The sequence below is a fragment of the Jiella endophytica genome, from assembly GCF_004519335.1.
GTDB lineage: Bacteria > Pseudomonadota > Alphaproteobacteria > Rhizobiales > Rhizobiaceae > Jiella > Jiella endophytica.
The window spans coordinates 104,275-123,951 of the sequence record NZ_SOZD01000005.1 but is presented as its reverse complement, the minus strand read 5'-3'; the positions used below and the strand labels follow the sequence as shown (position 1 = coordinate 123,951).

Genomic DNA, 19,677 nt, shown 5'->3' with positions numbered 1-19,677 from the left:
CCCCCTCAAGGGAGAAATCGGCGGCGTCGCCGCTTGGCCCCTCACTCAAACGCCTGTGCAACTCGCCAAGCCGGACGATCGGGCGGCGAAGCCAGAGCGAGACCGATCTCCCCCCTTGAGGGGGAGATGCCCGGCAGGGCAGAGGGGGGTGCCTCGCTCCGGCCTCACCGGTAAGGGCCGCTCACTCGCGCGCCCCTCACAATCCCCTGATCCGCGGGGCATCACCTCTCCCGGCCAGAGCGTTCACCGCCCAGACCAGCGCGTCGAGCCGGTCCGGCGACCGACCGCCCGACAATCCGTCCGGGCCGAAATCGGCCATCTCGTCCTCGAGTTCGGGAAACCGCCCGGCATGAAGCACCCGGCCGCGTTCGTAGAGCGCGGCGACCGGCTCGGCGCGCAGCCACTTGCCGCGGCTCGCCCGCACCGCCTGGAACGGCGTGTCCGGCGCCGCGGCGCGGATCACCGCCTCGACCATGTCGCCGCCCTGGTTCACCTCGGCGACGATCCTGTCGGCCTGGAGCGCCTGATAGAGCGCGATCGCCGCCTCCGCCCATTCATGCGGTTTCGCCCGCCGCCGGCTCGCGTCGTAGAGAACGTAGATCGTCCCGTCCGCCCCGCGCCCAGCCGCGACGATACCGCAGGCGTCCGAGCGGGAGGTCGAGGTCGCCGGCGGGTCCACCGCCACGACGATCCGCTGCAGGTCCGGAGGGGCCGCGCAGCGCTGGCGCTCGATCTTGGCGATGTCGAACAGCGCGTCATCGCGCAGCGAGAGGATCTCGCCCATAAGTTCCTGGCGACCTAGCCGGGTGCCGCCGTAGCGCTCGGTCATCGCTGCCAGAAACCCCGGCGCGAGATGGGCGGTGTTTTCCGCCGTCGTCATGTGCGTCGCGACGGTCTGCGGGTCGGCGACCAGCCGCTTCAGAAGCGGGATCGGCCGCGGCGTCGTGGTGAACAGCGCCCGCGGATTCTCCCCGAGCCGCAAGGCCAGCTGGAGATTGTCGAAACAGGCCTCGCCATGCACCCATTTTGCCAGCTCGTCGCCCCAGGCGAGATCGAACTGATAGCCGCGCAGCGCATCCGGGTCCTCCGAGGAAAAGATCTGGGCGATCGCGCCATTGGCAAAGACCAGCCGCCGCCGGCTGGCCTCGAAGACCGGGCGCGGCCGGCCGGCGACGGCGAGAAGCCCGCTCTCCCCGTCGATCATCACCTCGCGGGCATCGGCGAGCGTCTCGGCGACGAGCCCGATCCGGCCGTGGGCGCGGGCCGCCAGCGGTGGCTCGCCCGTCGCCATCGCCTTCACCCACTCGGCGCCGGCCCGCGTCTTGCCGGAGCCGCGCCCCCCGACGATCAGCCACTGCCGCCAGTTGCCCGGCGGCGGCAGTTGTGCCGGACGGGCGGCGGACAGCCAGGCGATGCCGGAGCGATCGAGCACCGGCCCCGGTTGCTTGACGACGAGATTGTCCGCCTCGCCCCAGAATTGCGGGTCGGTCAGCCGCTGCGTTTTTCCCTCCAGCGCACCATCACCGCCAGCCGGGTCGTCGGCAGCTGCAACGCCGGCCGCCTGATCCCCCGCCGGGAGACCGGAAGGTGCCGCGCCAATCTCCGCGATAGCAACGATCTCCTTGTCATCCTCCGCCATCGGCACTCCGGCCGGCCGCAGAGCGGCAAGGCTCGTTCGCGTCCTCCTGCACATGCGCCGCGGTGTCGGCGTCGCGAGGCGCCCCGTCCAACCCCGACGATGGAGCGAACAGCCGGGGCCCGCCGATCCGCCTCGCGTCGAGTTCCCGCAGCCGGCGCATGAAGTCGTCGCGAAGCCGCAGCGTCTCGGCCTCGTCGTCCTGACCAGCCGCCGATTCTAGCGATCGCAGCTCTAAAAGTTTCTCCAAAGTGCGGGCGAGGAGGATCAGCGCATCGGCCCGCTCCTTGAAACCGCCGCGAGCGGTCGGCGCCTTCGACCCGGTAGCCGTCCTTCGGCGTGTGCCGCGATCAGCCGCCTTTCCGGCCGCCCTGCCGCGTCCCGGCGCGCCGCGGGCTGCTGCACTCCCGGCAGCAACGTCGGTTCCGCCTGCGGCGTCCACGCCGGCGCCGTCCGCCCTCGCCGCCGGCTTGCCGTCGCCAGCCGTGTCGATCGCCTTGCCCGCCTCAGGACTTCTGTCCTCATCGGTCGTTTCGAGCCGCTCGACCTCGCGCGAGAGGAGAGCGAAGAGCCGGTCCGACAACAGCCTCGCCATCCGCCCCCCGAGCCGCGCCTGTCCCTCTCGCTCCGACCTTTCGGCAAAGAGCTTGTGGAAACAAAAAGGCGGCCCCGGTCGCCCGGCGCCGCCGACAGAATTTCGATGATGACTGAACCCTACAGGACGACCGTCACGCAGTCAAGGAATTTTTTCTTATTTTTTCCAGACCGACCATTTTGCCGTCTCTTCCGTCGCGTCGACACCGCCCGGATCCTCGCCCGGCCAGTCGACGAGATGATCCTCGTAGTCCTCCAGCTCCATGCCGACCTCGCTCACCGTGCGGCCGCGCACCGAAACGCCCGCCTGATGCACCGTGTCGCGATCGCCGGAGACGAGATGATGCCACCAGTAGAGGTCGCGTCCTTCCGCGACCAGCCGATAGGCGCAGCTCGGCGGCAGCCAGGTGAGCGTTCTGACCGCCTCCGGCGTCAGGCCGACGCAGTCCGGCACCACTTCGTGGCGGGTCTCATATTGCCGGCACCGGCAGGCCTCGCCGTCCAGCAGTTGGCAGGCGACGTTGGTCCAGGCGATCTCGCCGGTGTCCCAATCCTCCAGCTTGTTGAGGCAGCAGCGGCCGCAACCGTCGCAGAGACGCTCCCACTCCTCGGGCGAGAGCTCCTCCAGGCTCTTCGCCTTCCAGTAGGGCACGGTATCGTGATCGGGGATCTGCTCGGCCATGAAGAAACCATGACGTGATTTTTGAAGATTTTTTCGCCCTCTCGAACTATAAGGGCCGCCGGGGACGACGTAAGATGTCACGGATGGCCGCACAAGTCGCGGCCAGGATTGCCACATCGACCGGGGAAGGGAGAGGCTCGGCCGACCGTTCCGCTGGCGTGGCGCGCGATGATGGGCTGGCCCTTTGCAGAACGACACGAATCAACCCCGCAAGCGCCGGCAGCCTTCCCGCCTCATCGAGGTCGACGCCTGGATCGATTCGAGCCTCTGGCGCGCCTATCACGCCTTTCTCGCCTGGTGGGAAAGCGTCACCATCGTCTCGCGGAAATTCCGCGCCCGTGGCTTCAACCGGGTGCTGGTGGAGCTTGCCTGCGAGGGGCTGACCCTCGGCCTTGCGGGCTTCATTCTGCTCTTCGCCCTCGCCCAGCCGGCGATCAAGATGACGCGGCATGGCCTGCCGCAGGAGAGCGACTATTCGGTGCTGTTCCTCGACAAGCATGGCGAGGAGATCGGTCGGCGCGGCATCCTGCGGGCCGCCGCCGTCCCGATCGACGAGATGCCCGACAGTTTCATCAAGGCGCTGCTTGCCACCGAGGACCGCCGCTTCTTCGACCATTTCGGCATCGACTTCCTCGGCCTCGTCCGCGCGTTGACGGTGAACGCGCAGGCCGGCGGCGTCGTCCAGGGTGGCTCGACGCTCACCCAGCAGCTCGCCAAGAACATCTTCCTGTCCAACGAGCGCAGCCTCGACCGCAAGATCAAGGAAGCCTTCCTGTCGCTGTGGCTGGAGTCGCACTACACCAAGCGCCAGATCCTCGCGATGTATCTCGACCGCGCCTATATGGGCGGCGGCACATTCGGCGCGGCGGCCGCCGCGGAATTCTATTTCGGCAAGAACATCCGCGACGTCTCGCTGGCTGAGGCGGCGATGCTCGCCGGCCTGTTCAAGGCGCCGGCGAAATACGCCCCGCACATCAACCTGCCGGCGGCGCGTGCCCGCGCCAACGAGGTCCTCACCAACATGGTGCAGGCGAATTTCCTCACTGAGGGCCAGGTGATTGCCGCGAGGCGCAATCCGGCGACGGCGATCGACCGTTCGTCCACCCCCTCCCCGGACTACTTCCTCGACTATGCCTTCGACGAGGTGCAGCGCATCGCCGAGCAGAAGGGGCTGAAACAGCACAATTTCGTCGCCCGCACGACCATCGACCTCGATCTGCAGAAGCTCGCCGACGAGGCCGTCGAATACAATCTCCGCCAGTTCGGCAAGACCTACAATGTCGGCGAAGCCGCGATGGTCGTGCTTTCCTCCGACGGCAGCGTGCGCGCCATCGTCGGCGGGCGCGACTACGGCGTCTCGCAGTTCAACCGCGCGACGCGGGCACTGCGCCAGCCGGGCTCGTCCTTCAAGGTCTATGTCTATGCGACGGCGATGCAGCAGGGCATGAAGCCGACGGACACCATCGTCGACAGCCCGATCACCATCGGCCGCTGGTCGCCGCAGAATTACGGCCGTTCCTTCGCCGGCCGCGTCACCCTCGCCAACGCCCTCGCCCGCTCGCTCAACGTCCCCGCGGTCAAGCTCTATGTGAAGGTCGGCTTCGAAAACACGGTGAAGACCGCCAAGGCGATGGGCATCGAGTCGCCCCTTCGCGGCGACAAGACCATGGCGCTCGGCACCAGCGAGGTCACCGTTCTCGACCAGGCGACGGCCTACACCGTCTTTGCCAATGGCGGCATGAACTCCAACCGCCATGCCATCCAGCAACTGATGGATGCCGATGGCAAGATCGAGTGGGATGCCCGCCGCGACATGCCGGAGCGCCACCGCGTGCTGTCCGAAGAGGCGACCAAATCCATGAACGAGATGCTGGTCGGCGTCTCCGAGCACGGCACGGCTCGCAAGGCGCAGCTGTCGATGACCCGGGTCGGCGGCAAGACCGGCACCACCCAGTCCTATCGCGACGGCTGGTTCGTCGGCTTCACCGGCAACTATGTCGGCGCCGTCTGGTTCGGCAATGACAGCTTCAAGCCGACCAACCGGCTGACCGGCGGCTCGCTCCCGGCGCTCACCTGGCAGCGCTTCATGGAAGCCGCCCATCACAATATCGAGCTGAAGCCGATCCCCTATATCGACGATCCCTTCCCGGCTTCGAGCGGCAAGGTGGCGGCGGCCAACGATGACGGCACCCGGCCGGCGGCGCCCGAAACGCTCAACAGGAAGACCCAGGACGTCCTCAACGACATTGCCGACCGGCTGGAGGCGATGAAGCCGCTGGAGCCGGAGCAGCTGGCCTCGGCAGAGGCCTCGGCGGCCGCCGCCGACGCCACTGCGGGGCGCAGCCGATAACGGGTGAGGCACGCTGCGAGATCGGGTCGTGCGCCGCGACCGCCCTTTGCCAAGGCCTTCGTGCGACGACGAATTTCGTTCCCGGGCGCTCCCGCTCTGGCGCAAGGTCGCAAATGATGGCATCGGGTCCTTCCGGAAAGTCGCTGCCAATCAAGATGGAGAAAATCCGGCCCGATCGGCCCGAACGCATCCCGTTCCACGCCGCATCCACAGCCGGTTGAAGCCCGACCGATGCGTTTCACAGTTCTCGTTATGATTGCGGTCGGCATCGCCCTTTATCTCGGTGGCTGGTCTGCCAGATGGGCGGTCGAGCACTCCTCGGAGATCGGCACCGTCGTCGTCGGGCAATGGCAGGCGACGCCCTTTGCCGGCGCACCCGACGCCGATCCCTATTCCAAGGCGCGGCTGGCGATGCTCGGCAACCTCACTCTCGGCATCGGCGAAGGCATCCAGTTCCGCAGCGACAGCGACGGTGCCGGCCGGCCGCTGCGCCGCGAATGCACCTATGTGATCGAGGGTACCACGCCGCCGGCCCGCATCTTCACCCTTGCCGCCTATCTCCCCGAAGGCCAGCTTCTGCGGCCGAGCGCCGGCCGGCCCGGCTGGCTGACCTCCAACAATCTCATGCGCCAGGACGACAATTCCTTCGAGATCACCGTCGGTTCGCGGGCGAGATCCGGCAACTGGCTGGCGACCTCCGGTAGCGGCCGCATGACCCTCGTCCTGTCGCTCTACGATACGCCGGCGAGCGCTGCGAGCGGCGCCTCGAGCCTCTCCCTTCCGACCGTCCGGCGGGAGTCCTGCGACAATGGCTAGGCTCTTTCTCGCCCTGATGATCGGCGTCGTCGGGGCCGGCCTCGTCCATATCGCCGTCATCTTCGCCATGCCGGACGTCGCGCGGCGCAACGGCTGGAGCCGGCTTGCGGATCTCGGCAAGCCGACCGAACTGGTGCGGGTCGAGGCGCTCGACAGCACGCCGGATTCGGTGCTCGCCTCGGCCGATGCGGCGGCCGGCGAATTTGCCTTCGTCGATCCCGCTTTCGTCACCGCCGGATGCCGCTTCTCGCTCACCGAAGGCCCGGTGCGCATCCATGCGACACAGAACGATCCGGCCTTCTGGTCGGCATCGATCTACAATCGTCGCGGCGACAATCTGTACAGCATCAACGACCGCTCGGCCGTCGCCAACGCCTTCGACCTTCTCGTCGGAACCCACGACCAGCTGGTCGATAAGTCCGCTGCCGAGGATGCGCCAGAAACCCAGATCCCGGTCGAGGTCGAGATGACCGAGGGCTACATGACCATCCGCGTTCTGGTCGACGAGGAGAGCAAGCGGCCGAATGTCGACGCCTTCGTCTCCTCGATGAAATGCCAGCCCTCGCCGGTGGATGACGCCGTGTCGACCAATTCGATCGCGGGCGGGGCGAGCCGCCAGGGCGGCTGACTTCCCCGGGCTCAGGGTCCGACGGAGCGCCTGCTTCGACCAGCGGCCCATGGCCACCAGCCGCGAACCTTGGGCCTCAGCCGACGGCCTTGTCGCCCTCGATACGACCGGCCCGGCCGAGCGGTTTCGCAGTCCGCGCTACCGTCTCGCCCGTCGTTTCCATGCGCGTTTCGCTGCGCTCGTAGCGCACGCAGGGCAGGATCACGACATTATCTGCGACCTCAGCGAAGGCGTCCTGCCGCCGCCAAGAACCGACCCGTCGTCGCCGCGGATCGAAACCCACCACCGTTCCCATTTTGACACACTTCCCCCTCTCTCAAAGCCGTCCGGCGTCGAAACCGGCTGCGGATCCAACATGCTCAGAGAACACTGTCCGAGGGTTAACAGCTTGCTAAGAAATCTTGCGTAAACCTATCCAAAGTCTTCGAAATCGTCCTTTCGTGACACAGCGGTCACGCTCGGTACATCCAGGTTACCGTCATCAGACGGCGGCGGTCCGGCAGGATCGGCGACCGGTTTGGGCCGCGCCACGGCAAGCGTCGAAACAATGTCAGCGGAGCCCATGGCCGACCGGATGCCGCGCATCTTCCGATCCCTCGAGACCCGCAACGGGCAGAATGCCTTCGACACCATCGTCGAGGCGGCCGTCGCGGATTTTCTCCGGATATCCCGGCCGTCCGCAGCTCATTCCGCTGATTTTTCCCGGCTTGTCGCGTCGATGTGGTCGCGGCTTTCCCTCGAAGCGAAGCGCCAGCTCGCCCTCTCCTTGTCCACCACGCCGCATGTGCCGCGCCCGCTGGTCGAGCTTCTCCTTTCGTCCTCCACCGAGATTTCCGCCCCCTTCCTGTTTTCCAGCCCCTGCATCACGCGTGAGGATGCCGTCCGCCTCGCAGCGCGCGAGGAACAGGCCCCGCAGGACACCGCCGCCGAGCTTCAGCAGCATCCGCAGCGCGACGAAGCGCCGCAGCACTTTCGGCCCGCGCGCCGTGCCGAGGGCGGCCCGTCGGAACCGCCGATCAAGAGTGCAGCGGCTGCCCGCGACGCCCTCCGCGCCCTCGCCCGCCCCGGCTCCCGCCGCGCACCCTCCCGGATTGCCGAAGCGGTGATTCCGCCCGTCACGGACGCCGCCCCTGCCTCGCCCGCCGCGGCGGCGCTGCAGGAAGCGCGCCGGGGTCGGCCGGTCCGCGCCCTCGACATCATCGCGGCAGCACTCGGCCTTGCCCCCGACATTGCGGCAGGGCTGTCGGCCGAGGCTGATGGGCGCCCTCTCGTCGCCGCGCTCAAGCTGCTCGGCCATTCCCGCGCCGATGCAATGACCGTGGTCCTGATGGTCCACGAAACCGCTGGCCGAGACGTCACGGTTTTCGACAGGCTGACCGGTTTTTTCGATGCGGCGTCACCGGATGAGTGCCGGTCTCTCCTCGGCATCGAGCCGGCGCCCCGAGCCGTTGCGAACCAGCCCCTTGGAAGGCCGCAGCATCGCCCGCTGCACGCCGAGGGCGCCGGCTACCGGTCCGAGAGCCCGGCCCGGCAGGTCACCTTCGGGCGGCGCCGCAATGCTCCGTCACGGCTCGCCGACAGCGGTGGCGGCCGCCTCTGACGGGCCGGGATTCGTCGGCTCCGGCCGCGCCGCCTCCGGCTCGCGGAAGCTCGAGGCCTCGCGATATTTCCGGTAGTTCGGGAACATCACGATCAGATTGTACTGCCAGCCGTCGCTGAGTTCGCGCTTGAAGCGAAGCCGCGTCCCGGCCTGGACGATGTCGAAATCCTGAAGTGCCTGAAGCTTGTCGAGGAGGCCCGCCGGCGGGCTCCATTGCAGCGCCGAAAACAGCGCAGCGGTCAGCTCGGCGAGCCGCTTGCCGCCCCGTTTCGCCTTCGCCTCGCCATTGGCGACCAGCTTGATCCGCACCGTCGTCAGTGCGTCGCGATCGAGACCCCGTGCCATCACGAAGAGCTGCGGCGCGTCCGGCAGTGCCGGCTCGACGACCGCATCCGGGTCCTCCTCGGTGACGGCACCGTCCTCGAGGTCGGGCTGGCGCTCCACCCGCTCGCCGGCCGCTGTCGCCGTCGCAAAGCATTCCCACTGGCCCTGAAGGAGCGTGCTCTGGCGCCAGGCCATGAAGTCCTCGCCGGGGTCGATCGCCTTGCAGAGCCGCTTCGGACTGACCATCGCCAGCCGCACGAAATCCTCGGCCGTCGCCGGCGAAGGCGGTGTCAGCAGCCGCGACGAGGCGATCGGCGCCACTGCCGGTGTCTTGTTGCCGATCTCGCCTGCCCCGCCTTGGCCCTCATCTGCGGCTGGCGCCGCGTTGCCAAAGCGCTCCGCAAAAGGCTCGCCGAAGACGGCGCCGGTCTCCGCCGCCCGCTTCAGCCGCTCGCCGAGCGTTTCGCCGGCATCGGTGTTGAGGAAGATCGCGACCAGCCCGCCGCCGACGAACAAAGCGACGAGGCCGAGCCGTGTGGCGAGCCCCAGCGCCCCGGCAAAGCCGGACCCTTGTCCCTTGCCGGTCGAAGCTTTGCGCGCCGCTGCTTCGGGGGCCTCCCAGGCGGGCCCGGCAAGCTGAGGCGCCCGCGACGATCGCTTGAACCATCTGGCAACATCGAAGCGCGGGCGCCCTCTCGGACGGGGCACCCATCGCCTCGCCGCAGCGAGCCTGGCTCGGATGGCGACAGCGGTCACGGCGCCAGCCGTTCGGGCACTGGCGGCACCACGCGAGACCTGCCCGCGAGCAGCGATCAGGACCTTCGTCAGCCGGCGAGGCCGAGCACCCTCGCTCCCGCCACGTCGTGGCGCTTGGCCGGCCCGCCGGTGCGCCGACACGGCGGTCAGCCTCTGCCGCAGCGTTCTGGCTCTTCCCGCAGCCCGGCCGGCCAGGCCGGTGACGGCGCCGGCAGCAGGCCGAGCCGCCCTAGCGACGACGACCTGCCAAGCTGTCGCCAGCGCCCGCTTTGCGCGCGCCGGATCAAATCCTGCCTTGCCGAAAAAAGCCGCGAAGGGCATGTCGGATGATCGTTCGTCTGTCCGCAACCGTGTCGTATGCTCTGACGGCAGATTATGGCAAAATCCATGAAATTCGAAGGGGAAAGGGCATCAGCCGCGAGCCGGCCGTCGATCGTCCTCTATCAGCCGGACATCGCCGGCAACACCGGCACCGTCCTCAGGCTCGCCGCCTGCCTCGGCATCACGGTGGAGCTCGTCGAGCCCGCCGGCTTCGACGCCTCCGACCGCGCGCTGAAGCGTGCCGGCATGGACTATCTCGCCATGGCATCGCTCCGCCGCCACGCGGATTTCAGCGCCTTCCTGTCCGATCGACAGGATCGCCCGGGGCGCATCGTGCTGCTCACCACGCGGGCCGAGACCGCCTATACGGATTTCACCTTCCGCCCCTCGGACCGTCTGCTGTTCGGCCGCGAGAGCGCCGGCGTGCGGGAACAGGTCCACGCGCTCGCCGATGCAAGGCTGAAAATCCCGATGGTCGAGGGCGCGAGATCGCTCAATCTCGCCGTCGCCGCCGGCATCGTCGCAGCGGAGGCGCTGCGGCAACTACGGGCCGCCCCCACGCCCTGAGCCGCCGCGGCGATGCCACTCAGAACTGCACGCCGCGGGTCAGCGCCCCGTCGATGACGAGGTTGGTCCCGGTGATGAAGCTCGCGGCAGGGCTCGCGAGGAACACCGCGCCATTGGCGATCTCCTGCGGCGTCGCCATGCGGCCGGTCGGATTGAGCGCCAGCGAATCCTTGTAGAGGTCGGGATTGCCGGTCTCGATCTGGTTCCACACCCCGCCTTCGAAATAGGTGTTGCCGGGCGAGACGCTATTGGCGCGGATGTTCTTGCCGGCAAGTTGATAGGCCAACCCCTGCGTGTAGTGGATGATCGCCGCCTTGAACGCCCCATAGGGTCCTGCGGCAAAGTCGATCTCGCGGCCCGAGACGCTCGAAATGGTGATGATGGACGCCGCCCCACTTTTTTCGAGGTAGGGCATCGCAGCGTCGACGAGCCGCACGGTGCCCATCATGTCGGTCTGGAAGCCGGCCTTCCAGCTCTCCTCGTCGCCGCCGACCGCGAGCGCGCTGACATTGGCGACCACGATGTCGATCCCGCCGAGGGCCTTGGCGGCATTCTCGACGAAACCGGCGAGCGCCGCCTTGTCGGAAACGTCGACCGCCTCGCCATAGGCCGTGGCTCCCTGAGCCTTCAGCCCGGCGACTGCTGCCTCGACACCGTCCTTGCTGCGGGCGCAGAACGCCACGGCGGCTCCTTCGGCAACGAGCGCCTGGACGATCGCCAGCCCGATGCCCTTGGTGCCGCCGGTGACGACGGCCTTCTTTCCCTGCAACTTGAGGTCCATGTCACGCCCTTTCCTGTCGTTGCGCCTCGGCGAAACGGGCGGCTCGTCGCACGCCCACACGCGTATAGCGGGACAGCTTTCCCGGCGTCTGGCAAGCGGGTTTTGCGGAATTCGAATCGGCAAATGACGGCCGCTTGACAAGCTGCGGGAAACCCGTCAGCCTATTTCCTGTGCGCAGAGCAGCGTTGCTCAGATTGCGCCCAATGTGACGTTTTCCCGCATCTTTCGGCAGTGCCGCCCGGACAGCACCCCACCGTGCTGACGGGCTATTTGCGTTGAGGAACTGGCTTGGTGAAACCCCGCTTCCCGATCGGCATCCTGTTCTCGACGAGCGGCTCCTACGGCACCGTCGGGCGGACCATGCTGCACGGCGCGCTGATGGCCTGCCGGGAAGTCAACGCCGATCCCGCGGCGACGATCGCCCTCGATCCGGTGATCGCCGATCCGGCGAGCCAGCTCTACGCCTATGCGCCCGCGGCACAGGCGATGCTCGATCGCGGCATCCGTCAGGTCGTCGGCTGCTACACCTCGTCGAGCCGCAAGGAGGTCATCCCGCTCTTCGAAAAGCGCGACGCGGTGCTCTGGTACCCGACCCACTACGAGGGCTTCGAGAGTTCGGCCAACGTCGTCTACACCGGCACGGCGCCCAACCATCACATGGCGCCGCTGATCGACCATCTCGTCCTCAACCACGGCAAGCGGGCCTTCTGCATCGGCTCGAACTACATCTGGGGCTGGGAGAGCAGCCGGGTGCTGCGCGAGGACCTCACCCAGCGCGGCGGGCAGGTGCTGTCGGAGCGCTATTTCGCCGTCGGCGACACCGATTTTTCGGCCATCATCGAGGCGATCTTCGAGGCAGCGCCGGACTTCGTCTTCAATGCCCTGATCGGCCAGTCCGCCTATGCGTTCTTCCGGCAGTTCCGCGCCGCCTGCAACGCCCGGGGCATCCACCAGCCGACGCGGTTTCCGATCGCCAGCTGCAATCTTTCCGAGCCGGAGCTTCACGAGATCGGCCCGGAGGCGGTCGACGGCCATCTCAGCTCCTCGGTCTATTTCGCCACCATCGACAAGCCGGCGAACCGTCGCTTCGTCGAGACCTACGATGCGATGTTCCCGGAAGGGCCGGCTGTCTCGGCCGAGGCGGAATCGGCCTATCTCGCCGTCCGCTTCCTCGCTCTCGGCCTCGCCGGCGCCGGCACCGACGAGCGGCGCGCCGTCCTTGCCGCCACCCGCGGCCAGTCCGTCGATGCCCCGCAGGGGCGAGTGACCATCGATCCGGAGACGATGCACAGCTTCCTGACGCCGCGCATCGGCCGCTCGCGCCGCGACTACCAGTTCGACATCCTCGTCGAGGCCGCCTGCCCGGTTCGCCCGGATCCTTATCTCGTCCGGGAGGCGCCGCTGCTTGAGACCGTTTCCCGCCGTCCGAAGCTGAGGGTGGTCTGATGGCCGCGCCGCGATACGTCCAGAACTTCTCCCGCCGCCGCGCGCTGCTGGTCAGCGATGACCAAAGGCTCGGCGCCGTGCTGTCGCCGATCCTCTCTCGCCTCGGCCTCACCCTCTGCCAGCGCTCGACGGCCGAGGCGCCGTTGGAGCTCGGCGCCGCCGATCTCGACACCGCGCTCGACATCGTCCTCGTCGACGGCGACCTCGCGCGCATGCCGCTCATCCCCCGCATCCGGCCGGACGAGCAGTCCCCGCTCGTTCCCGTCGTCGGCCTTGTCGGCGTCGAGGCGCCGAGCCGGCTGAAGACGCTGATGCAGCTCGGCGCGACGGCCTTCCTGGCAAAGCCCATCCACGCCGGCTCGGTCTATTCGGCGCTCTATCTCGCGGTCAACGAGCATGCCCGCAAGGTCGGCCTCGCGAGCGCCCTCGAAGCCCATGAGCAGCGAAGGCGCCAGCGCCGCTACGTCATCAAGGCGGTGCTGAAGGTCATGGGCGAGCGCGGCTGCGACGATGACGCAGCCTTCGCCTTCCTGCGCAATCAGAGCATGCACGCGCGGGTCAGCATCGAAAGCTACTGCCAATTCGTCGTCCAACGAAGTGCGGCGAGAGACGATCGCGAACCGGAGCCGGCGGTCCGGCTGAGGTCCGCGGAATAATTTCCCCCGACACGGAGAAGACCATGCAGATCAGAGCTTCAGGCGCCCTGGCGGCGCTGGCGACGCTTTTTGCCCTCTCGACGGCAGCCTTCGCGCAGGATGGCGAGCCGATCAAGCTCGGCGTCCTCGAGGATCAGTCCGGCGATTTCGCCCTCGCCACCATCGGCAAGGTTCACGGCATCGAACTGGCGACCGAGGAGATCAACGCCGAAGGCGGCATCGCCGGCCGGCCGATCCAGCTCGTCACTTACGACACCCAGTCCGACAACCGGCGCTATCAAGAATTCATGCGCCGCGTCCTGCAGCGCGACAAGGTCGACGTCGTCTTCGCCGGCTTCTCCTCCGCCTCGCGCGAGGCGTACCGGCCGATCGTCGATCAGTTCAAGGGCCTCGCCTTCTACAACAACCAGTATGAGGGCGGCGTCTGCGACGCCAACATGATCGTCACCGGCGCCGTCCCCGAACAGCAGTTCTCGACCCTCATTCCCTACATGATGGAGAAGTTCGGCAAGAACGTCTACACCATCGCCGCCGACTACAATTTCGGCCAGATCTCCGCCGAATGGGTGCGCGACATCGTCAAGGAGAACGGCGGCACCATGGCCGGCGAGGAGTTCATCCCGCTCGGCGTCTCGCAGTTCTCCCAGACCATCCAGAACATCCAGAAGGCCAAGCCGGACTTCCTGGTGACGCTGCTCGTCGGCACGGCCCAGGCCTCCTATTACGAGCAGGCCGCCTCGGCCAATGTCGATCTGCCGATGGCCTCTTCGGTCAATGTCGGCCAGGGCTACGAGCACAAGCGCTTCACGCCGCCCTCCCTCGCCAACATGTATGTGACGACCAACTGGATCGAGGAAGTCGACAACCCGGCGAGCAAGGCCTTCGTCGAGAAGTGGCACAAGAAGTTCCCGGACGAGCCCTACATCAATCAGGAAGCCGAGAACTCCTACATCGCCGTCTATCTCTACAAGCAGATGGTCGAACGCGCCGGCTCCACCGACCACGACGCGATCCGCAAGGTCATCGCCGAGGGCGACGTCTGCATGGACGCCCCGGAGGGTCACGTCTGCATCGACCCCAAGAGCCAGCACATGTCGCACACGATCTATCTGGCGAAGGTGAACGAGGATCACTCGATCAGCTTCCCGAAGGTCTGGGACGACATCAAGCCCTACTGGCTCGGCGATGTCGGCTGCGACCTGACCAAGGAAAATCCGGAAGCCCAGTACACGCCTTCCGACAATCCGAAGGCCGCGTCGAAGTGATCGACCACGGCGGCGGCTCCTCGCCTGCCGCCTCCTCTTGCCGATCGGCTTCGGGTGCACCGGCCCGAGCCTGATGCAATCGCCGGGCGGAGCATCTCGTTTCGCGTCGCCCGCCCGGCCACCGACGGCAATCATCGAAGGACCGTCCATGGACTTTCTGTCCGGCCTCTTCTCCTTTCTCTACCAGACCGGCGACGCCTTCGCCTTTCTGGTGCTGTCGGCCTGCGGGCTCGCGGTGATCTTCGGCATGATGGGCGTCATCAATCTCGCCCATGGCGAGTTCATCCTCTGCGGCGCCTATGTCTCGACTACCGCCGCCCGCATGGGCCTGCCGCTGCCTCTGTCGATCTGCCTCGGGGCCATCGTCGCCGGCCTCGTCGGTATGCTTCTGGAGCGGGCGATCATCCGCCACCTCTATTCGCGGCCCCTCGACACCATCGTCGTCACCTGGGGCATCTCGATGATCGCCACCCAGGGCACGCTGATCCTCCTCGGCTCGTCGATCGCCGGCACCGGCACCCCCTTCGGCAGCTTCGCGGTCGGTGGCTACGGCTATTCCGTCTATCGCCTGGTGCTGATGCTCGCCGCCGTCGCAACGCTTGCCGGCCTCTGGCTGATCTTCACCCGCACGAGATTCGGCATTCTCGCCCGCGCGACCATCCAGGTCCCGCACATCGCCGAGGCGCTGGGCGTCAACACCTCGCTGATCTACAGCCTGACCTTCGGCCTCGGCGCCGCGCTGGCGGGCCTGTGCGGCGGCCTCTACGCACCGACGATGACGCTGGTGCCGACCATGGGCTCGGCCTTCGTCGTCGAAGCCTTCGTCACCGTCGTCGTCGGCGGTGCCGACATCTTCCTCGGCACGGCCCCGGCCGCCGCGATCCTCGCTTTCGTCAAGGCGGGGCTCACCTCCTGGCAGGGCCAGCTCGCCGGCCAGATCGGCCTCCTCGTCGCCGTCATCGTGGTCATCCGCATCCTGCCGCGCGGTCTCACCGGCTTCATCCTGCGGGAAAGGGCCTGACGTGGCTTCGCGCAATCTCCTCACCTCGACGCTCGGGCTTCTCGAAGGTCCGCAGACCCTCGGCAAGGGCGTGGGCTTCTGGTCCGGCTTCCTCGTCGTCCTGGCGCTTGCCTGCGCCTATCCACTGTTTGCCGATGGCTACGACGTCGGCAACAATGTCTACTTCTTCAACTGGGCCTTCATGGCCCTCGGCCTCAGCCTGATCTGGGGCTATGGCGGCGCCCTCTCCTTCGGCCAGACGGCGTTCTTCGGCGTCGCCGGCTATGCCTATGGCGTCCTCACCATCAATATCGGCGACGCCTACGGCCTGACCTTCGTCTCGTTGATAGCCGCCGTCGGGCTCTCGGCGCTGTTTGCCGCGGTCCTCGGCTATTTCCTGTTCTTCGGTCGGATCAGCGGCGTCTTCCTCGGCATCGTCACACTGTCGGTAACGCTGGTGCTGGAACGGTTCATGTCGCAGACCGCCGGCCCCGAATGGGCGATCGGCTCGGCCCGCCTCAACGGCTTCAACGGCATGGGCGGCATGCCGTCCCTGACCATCCCCTGGCCCGGCGGCGACATCGTGCTCTATCCCGACGTGACGCTCTATTATCTCACCCTGGCGCTCCTGGTGATCGTCTATCTGGCGCTGCGGATGCTGGTGAACTCGCGCTTCGGCAACGTCCTCGTCGCCATCCGCGAGAACCCGCAGCGGGCGGAGATGCTCGGCTACGACATCCGCCGCTACCAGCTCGGCGCCTTCGTCGTCGGCTCCGGCCTCGCCGGCCTGTCGGGCGTCCTCTACACCGCCTGGGGCAACTACATCACGCCCTCCTCGATGGGCATGTCGGCGGCCGCGCTCCCCGTCGTCTGGGTGGCGGTCGGCGGCCGCAGCGACCTGACGACGACGCTCTTCGGCACCCTCCTCGTCCTTGCCGGCTTCCAGTATCTGACGATCTACGGCAGCCAGTATGCCCTCGTCGTCATGGGCTTTCTCCTCGTCGTCACCATTCTCGCCGCCCCGAGCGGCATCTTCATCACCGTCGGGTCGCTGTTTTCAAAGGGGCTGAGGCGGCGTCTGGCGCGGGAGAGGAGCTGATGGCGATCCTTCAGACCCGCAAGCTCGACAAGTGGTTCGGCGGCCTCCACGTCACCGACAATGTCGATTTCGCCCTCGAACAGGGCGAGGTCCACTGCCTGATCGGCCCGAACGGCGCCGGCAAGAGCACCTTCTTCAAGCTCGTTCTCGGCGAGCACGCGCCGTCCGGCGGCGAGATTCTCTATGATGGCGAGGACATCACCCGGACGAAATCCTACGAGCGCATCCGCCGCGGCATTTCGGTGAAGTTCCAGGTGCCCGGCATCTTCCAGGCGCTGCGGGTGCGCCAGAACCTGCAGATCGCCCTGCAGCACCACCTTCAGGGCGCCTCTCTCGACGAGGAGATCGACCGGCTGCTGGAATTCCTCAAGCTGAAAGACACCGAGAAGCAGCTTGCCGGCTCGCTCAGCCATGGCCAGAAGCAGTGGCTGGAGATCGGCATGGCGATCGCCCTGAAGCCCCGGCTCCTGCTTCTCGACGAGCCCACCGCCGGCATGACCCCCGACGAGACCCACGCCACCGGCGAGATGGTCCAGGCGCTGAATGCCGACGGCGTCAGCGTGCTCGCGGTCGAGCACGACATGGCCTTCGTGCGCCAGATCGCCCAGCGGGTGACCGTTCTGCACTTCGGCAAGGTCTTCGCGCAGGGGACGATCGAAGAGATCGTCGCCGACGAGCGCGTCGCCGCGATCTATCTGGGCGAGATCCATGCGTAAGGAAGTGATGCTCGAAACCATCGCCTTGAGGTCCGGCTACGGCGGCAAGCCGGTGCTGCAGGGCGTCGACATGTCGGTCCGCCAGGGCGAGATCGTCGCGGTGATCGGCCGCAACGGCGTCGGCAAGTCGACGCTGATGAAGAGCCTGATCGGCCTCCTGCCACCCCAGAACGGCTCGGTCCTGTTCGAAGGTGCCGAGATCGGCGCTCTGTCCGCCCATCGGCGCGCCCGGCTCGGCATCGGCTACGTGCCGCAGGGGCGTGACGTCTTTCCGCGCATGAGCGTCGTCGAGAACCTCCTCGTCGGCCAGTCGATCGACGGATCGGGGCAGGCCGACGCCAGGAAGCGGCTCGGACAGATCTACGGCTATTTCCCGATCCTGGAGGAGCGCCGCGACCAGCGCGCCGGCACGCTCTCCGGCGGTCAGCAGCAGCAGCTCGCCATCGGCCGGGTGCTCATGGGAGGCCCCTCGCTGATCCTCCTCGACGAGCCCTCCGAAGGCATCCAGCCGAACATCGTTCAGGACATCGCCCGCATCATGGTGGAGCTCAACCGCGAAACCGGCATCACCGTCGTCTTCGTCGAGCAGAACCTCGACATGATCCGGGCGATGACCGAGCGTTGCTACGTCATGGACAAGGGCGCGGTGATCGCGGAGATCGGCGCCGAGGTCCTGCAGGACCGGGATGCGGTCCGGCGCTATCTCGCCGTCTAGGCAATCGACGCCGGCCGGAAACCATTCAACCGAAGAGAGGAAAGACCCATGAGCTGGTTCGACCAATCCATCATGGCGCGCAAGGCCGTCGCAAAGGGCAAGGCGCTGACGAGCCATTCCATCACCGAAGCGAGCCAGGGCAAGTATCACTATGTCTACGGCGCCTTCGTCGAGCCGGTGCTCACCGTCGATCCCGGCGCCGTCGTCTCGGCCGAGACCCACGACGCCTTCGAGGGGGCGATCAAGCACGAGACCGACAAGCCGAGCGAGATCCTCAACTTTCCCTATCTCAACCCGCAGAACGGCCCGATCTTCGTCAACGGCGCCGAAAAGGGCGACTGCCTGGCGGTCTATATCGAAAGCGTCGTGCCACGCGGACCGCAGCCCCGCGGCACGACGGTGATCATGCCGGAATTCGGCGGCCTCGTGCCGACCGGCGACACCGCCATGCTGACCGCGCCACTCCCGGAGCGGGTGAAGAAGCTGGAGATCACCGAGGAAAAGGGCACCGTCTGGAACGACCGGATCGCCCTGCCCTACGAGCCTTTCATCGGCACGATCGGCACGGCGCCCGAGATCGAGGCGATCTCGTCGCTGGTTCCGGACTATTACGGCGGCAACATGGACCTGCCGGACGTCGCGCCGGGCGCGGTGATCTACCTGCCGGTCAATACGGAAGGCGCCTATCTCTATGTCGGTGACTGCCATGCTGCACAGGGTGACGGCGAACTCTGCGGCGTCGCCATCGAGCATCCGACGGTGACCACCCTGCGGGTCGACCTGATCAAGGGCTGGACGATCAAGACGCCGCGGCTCGAAAACGAGCGCTTCTACATGACGATCGGCTCGGCCCGGCCGATGGAGGACGCGGCGAGAGGCGCCTATCGCGAGCTGATCCGCTGGATGGCCGCCGATTTCGGCTTCGACGAGATCGACGCCTACATGCTGCTCACCCAGTGCGGCCGCATCCGCCTCGGCAACATGGTCGATCCGAAATACACCGTCGGCGCCTCGATCCTGAAGTCGATCTCCGGCATCGCCGCCTGACGAGCGGCGCCACCCACGATCGGACAGACCCGTCCCCCGGCCTCGAACCGCCGGGGGCGGCCACGACCAGTGGTTCGATTCCGACATCTGCGTCCATCTTGTATCAGGCTCGCGGCAAATGTCGGAATCAAAGAACCACTAGGTAAATCTCTGTTTCTAGTGGAGCTTTCGAATTCGACATTTGATGCGAAGCCCACATTGGCCGGGACTCAAATGTCGAATTCGCTCCACTAGCCGCCTCGTCTCACCGACCAGGCTGGAACGGCAGCGGCATCATCCCCCCGCCCCATCTGCGATGTGCGCCTCAGTCGGCGGTCGGCAGCCGCCGCATGGTGAATTCGATGCGCTCGTCCGGCAGCTGCCGCCAGCTCTCGACCTGCGTCCAGTAGGCGGCCTTGGGGAATTTCTCGAACCACTCCCGCGCCTTCAGCCGCGCCGCACCGCGCTCCAGCGTGAAGGTTTCGCGCACGAAATTGTCGGCCGCGCCCGCCGCGCCTTGCGACCGATGATCGCGGGCACGCAGGAGCTGGCGCTTCAGCCCGTCGAGCGGCGGCCTTCCGAGCGACGACATGGGGACTCCGGTCAAAAGCGGGTTTGTCTCGAACTTCCGAAAAGATAGTGTCGCCGCGAAGAAATGACGAATCGGACGGGCGCGCCGCCTCGATGGGAAGGCGGTCG

General features: G+C 67.0%; 20 protein-coding genes. 13 read left to right on the top strand and 7 right to left on the bottom strand.

Annotation, left to right across the window (positions count from 1 at the left end):
- Positions 1–196 precede the first annotated feature (196 nt).
- From E3C22_RS16465 to E3C22_RS16455, 3 genes are all read right to left on the bottom strand, one after another.
- Positions 197–1,639: a DNA-packaging protein gene (locus E3C22_RS16465; protein ID WP_134763151.1), complete on the bottom strand. Its 1,443-nt coding sequence runs from the start codon at positions 1,637–1,639 to the stop codon at positions 197–199.
- Positions 1,626–2,231, bottom strand: coding sequence for a hypothetical protein (locus E3C22_RS16460; protein WP_134763150.1), 606 nt, complete (start codon positions 2,229–2,231; stop codon positions 1,626–1,628). Before E3C22_RS16460 ends, E3C22_RS16465 begins: the two co-directional genes overlap by 14 nt.
- Positions 2,232–2,387: 156 nt before the next feature.
- Positions 2,388–2,912, bottom strand: a complete 525-nt coding sequence (locus E3C22_RS16455; protein ID WP_134763149.1) for a YcgN family cysteine cluster protein — start codon at positions 2,910–2,912, stop codon at positions 2,388–2,390.
- A gap of 184 nt (positions 2,913–3,096) precedes the next feature.
- Here E3C22_RS16455 and E3C22_RS16450 point away from each other — a divergent pair, with 184 nt between their 5' ends.
- From E3C22_RS16450 to E3C22_RS16440, 3 genes are all read left to right on the top strand, one after another.
- Positions 3,097–5,262 carry a transglycosylase domain-containing protein gene (locus E3C22_RS16450; protein WP_134763148.1) on the top strand — a complete coding sequence of 722 codons (2,166 nt, stop codon included), beginning with the start codon at positions 3,097–3,099 and terminating at the stop codon, positions 5,260–5,262.
- A gap of 231 nt (positions 5,263–5,493) precedes the next feature.
- Complete coding sequence (locus E3C22_RS16445) at positions 5,494–6,078, top strand: DUF1214 domain-containing protein (protein WP_134763147.1); 585 nt, start codon at positions 5,494–5,496, stop codon at positions 6,076–6,078.
- The gene (locus E3C22_RS16440; RefSeq protein ID WP_134763146.1) at positions 6,071–6,706 is read left to right on the top strand and encodes a DUF1254 domain-containing protein; all 636 of its coding nucleotides are present in this window, start codon (positions 6,071–6,073) and stop codon (positions 6,704–6,706) included. Before E3C22_RS16445 ends, E3C22_RS16440 begins: the two co-directional genes overlap by 8 nt.
- 76 nt (positions 6,707–6,782) lie before the next feature.
- Here E3C22_RS16440 and E3C22_RS16435 read toward each other — a convergent pair whose 3' ends face one another.
- Complete coding sequence (locus tag E3C22_RS16435) at positions 6,783–7,001, bottom strand: hypothetical protein (protein ID WP_134763145.1); 219 nt, start codon at positions 6,999–7,001, stop codon at positions 6,783–6,785.
- A 267-nt stretch (positions 7,002–7,268) separates the two neighbouring features.
- Here E3C22_RS16435 and E3C22_RS16430 point away from each other — a divergent pair, with 267 nt between their 5' ends.
- Entirely contained in the window at positions 7,269–8,306 is a 1,038-nt protein-coding gene (locus E3C22_RS16430) for a hypothetical protein (protein WP_167591803.1), read from the top strand.
- Here E3C22_RS16430 and E3C22_RS16425 read toward each other — a convergent pair.
- Entirely contained in the window at positions 8,271–9,338 is a 1,068-nt protein-coding gene (locus tag E3C22_RS16425; RefSeq protein ID WP_134763143.1) for a DUF6030 family protein, read from the bottom strand. The two genes, E3C22_RS16430 and E3C22_RS16425, sit on opposite strands and share 36 nt — an antisense overlap.
- Positions 9,339–9,773: 435 nt before the next feature.
- Here E3C22_RS16425 and E3C22_RS16420 point away from each other — a divergent pair, with 435 nt between their 5' ends.
- On the top strand, positions 9,774–10,274 hold the full coding sequence (locus tag E3C22_RS16420) for a tRNA (cytidine(34)-2'-O)-methyltransferase (RefSeq protein WP_134763142.1): 501 nt from the start codon (positions 9,774–9,776) through the stop codon (positions 10,272–10,274).
- Between the two features lie 19 nt (positions 10,275–10,293).
- Here E3C22_RS16420 and E3C22_RS16415 read toward each other — a convergent pair whose 3' ends face one another.
- Complete coding sequence (locus E3C22_RS16415) at positions 10,294–11,055, bottom strand: SDR family NAD(P)-dependent oxidoreductase (protein WP_134763141.1); 762 nt, start codon at positions 11,053–11,055, stop codon at positions 10,294–10,296.
- A gap of 288 nt (positions 11,056–11,343) precedes the next feature.
- On the opposite strand from E3C22_RS16415, the gene E3C22_RS16410 reads away from it, so the two are divergent.
- From E3C22_RS16410 to E3C22_RS16375, 8 genes are all read left to right on the top strand, one after another.
- A complete protein-coding gene (locus tag E3C22_RS16410; RefSeq protein ID WP_134763140.1) occupies positions 11,344–12,501 on the top strand; it encodes a transporter substrate-binding domain-containing protein in 1,158 nt (385 codons plus the stop codon).
- The gene (locus E3C22_RS16405; RefSeq protein ID WP_134763139.1) at positions 12,501–13,157 is read left to right on the top strand and encodes an ANTAR domain-containing response regulator; all 657 of its coding nucleotides are present in this window, start codon (positions 12,501–12,503) and stop codon (positions 13,155–13,157) included. The genes E3C22_RS16410 and E3C22_RS16405 overlap by 1 nt, the downstream gene beginning before the upstream one ends.
- Positions 13,158–13,180: 23 nt before the next feature.
- Positions 13,181–14,422 carry an urea ABC transporter substrate-binding protein gene (locus E3C22_RS16400; RefSeq protein ID WP_134763138.1) on the top strand — a complete coding sequence of 414 codons (1,242 nt, stop codon included), beginning with the start codon at positions 13,181–13,183 and terminating at the stop codon, positions 14,420–14,422.
- A gap of 148 nt (positions 14,423–14,570) precedes the next feature.
- Positions 14,571–15,443: an ABC transporter permease subunit gene (locus E3C22_RS16395; RefSeq protein ID WP_134763137.1), complete on the top strand. Its 873-nt coding sequence runs from the start codon at positions 14,571–14,573 to the stop codon at positions 15,441–15,443.
- A 1-nt stretch (position 15,444) separates the two neighbouring features.
- A complete protein-coding gene (locus E3C22_RS16390; protein WP_134763136.1) occupies positions 15,445–16,521 on the top strand; it encodes an ABC transporter permease subunit in 1,077 nt (358 codons plus the stop codon).
- Entirely contained in the window at positions 16,521–17,237 is a 717-nt protein-coding gene (locus E3C22_RS16385; protein ID WP_134763135.1) for an ABC transporter ATP-binding protein, read from the top strand. The genes E3C22_RS16390 and E3C22_RS16385 overlap by 1 nt, the downstream gene beginning before the upstream one ends.
- Positions 17,230–17,952 (top strand): ABC transporter ATP-binding protein, encoded by a 723-nt coding sequence (locus E3C22_RS16380; protein ID WP_134763134.1) that lies wholly within the window; start codon positions 17,230–17,232, stop codon positions 17,950–17,952. Before E3C22_RS16385 ends, E3C22_RS16380 begins: the two co-directional genes overlap by 8 nt.
- A 48-nt stretch (positions 17,953–18,000) precedes the next feature.
- The gene (locus tag E3C22_RS16375; RefSeq protein ID WP_134763133.1) at positions 18,001–18,999 is read left to right on the top strand and encodes an acetamidase/formamidase family protein; all 999 of its coding nucleotides are present in this window, start codon (positions 18,001–18,003) and stop codon (positions 18,997–18,999) included.
- Between the two features lie 304 nt (positions 19,000–19,303).
- Here the strand turns inward: E3C22_RS16375 and E3C22_RS16370 are convergent, their stop codons facing one another.
- On the bottom strand, positions 19,304–19,570 hold the full coding sequence (locus E3C22_RS16370) for a hypothetical protein (protein WP_134763132.1): 267 nt from the start codon (positions 19,568–19,570) through the stop codon (positions 19,304–19,306).
- Positions 19,571–19,677: the final 107 nt, after the last annotated feature.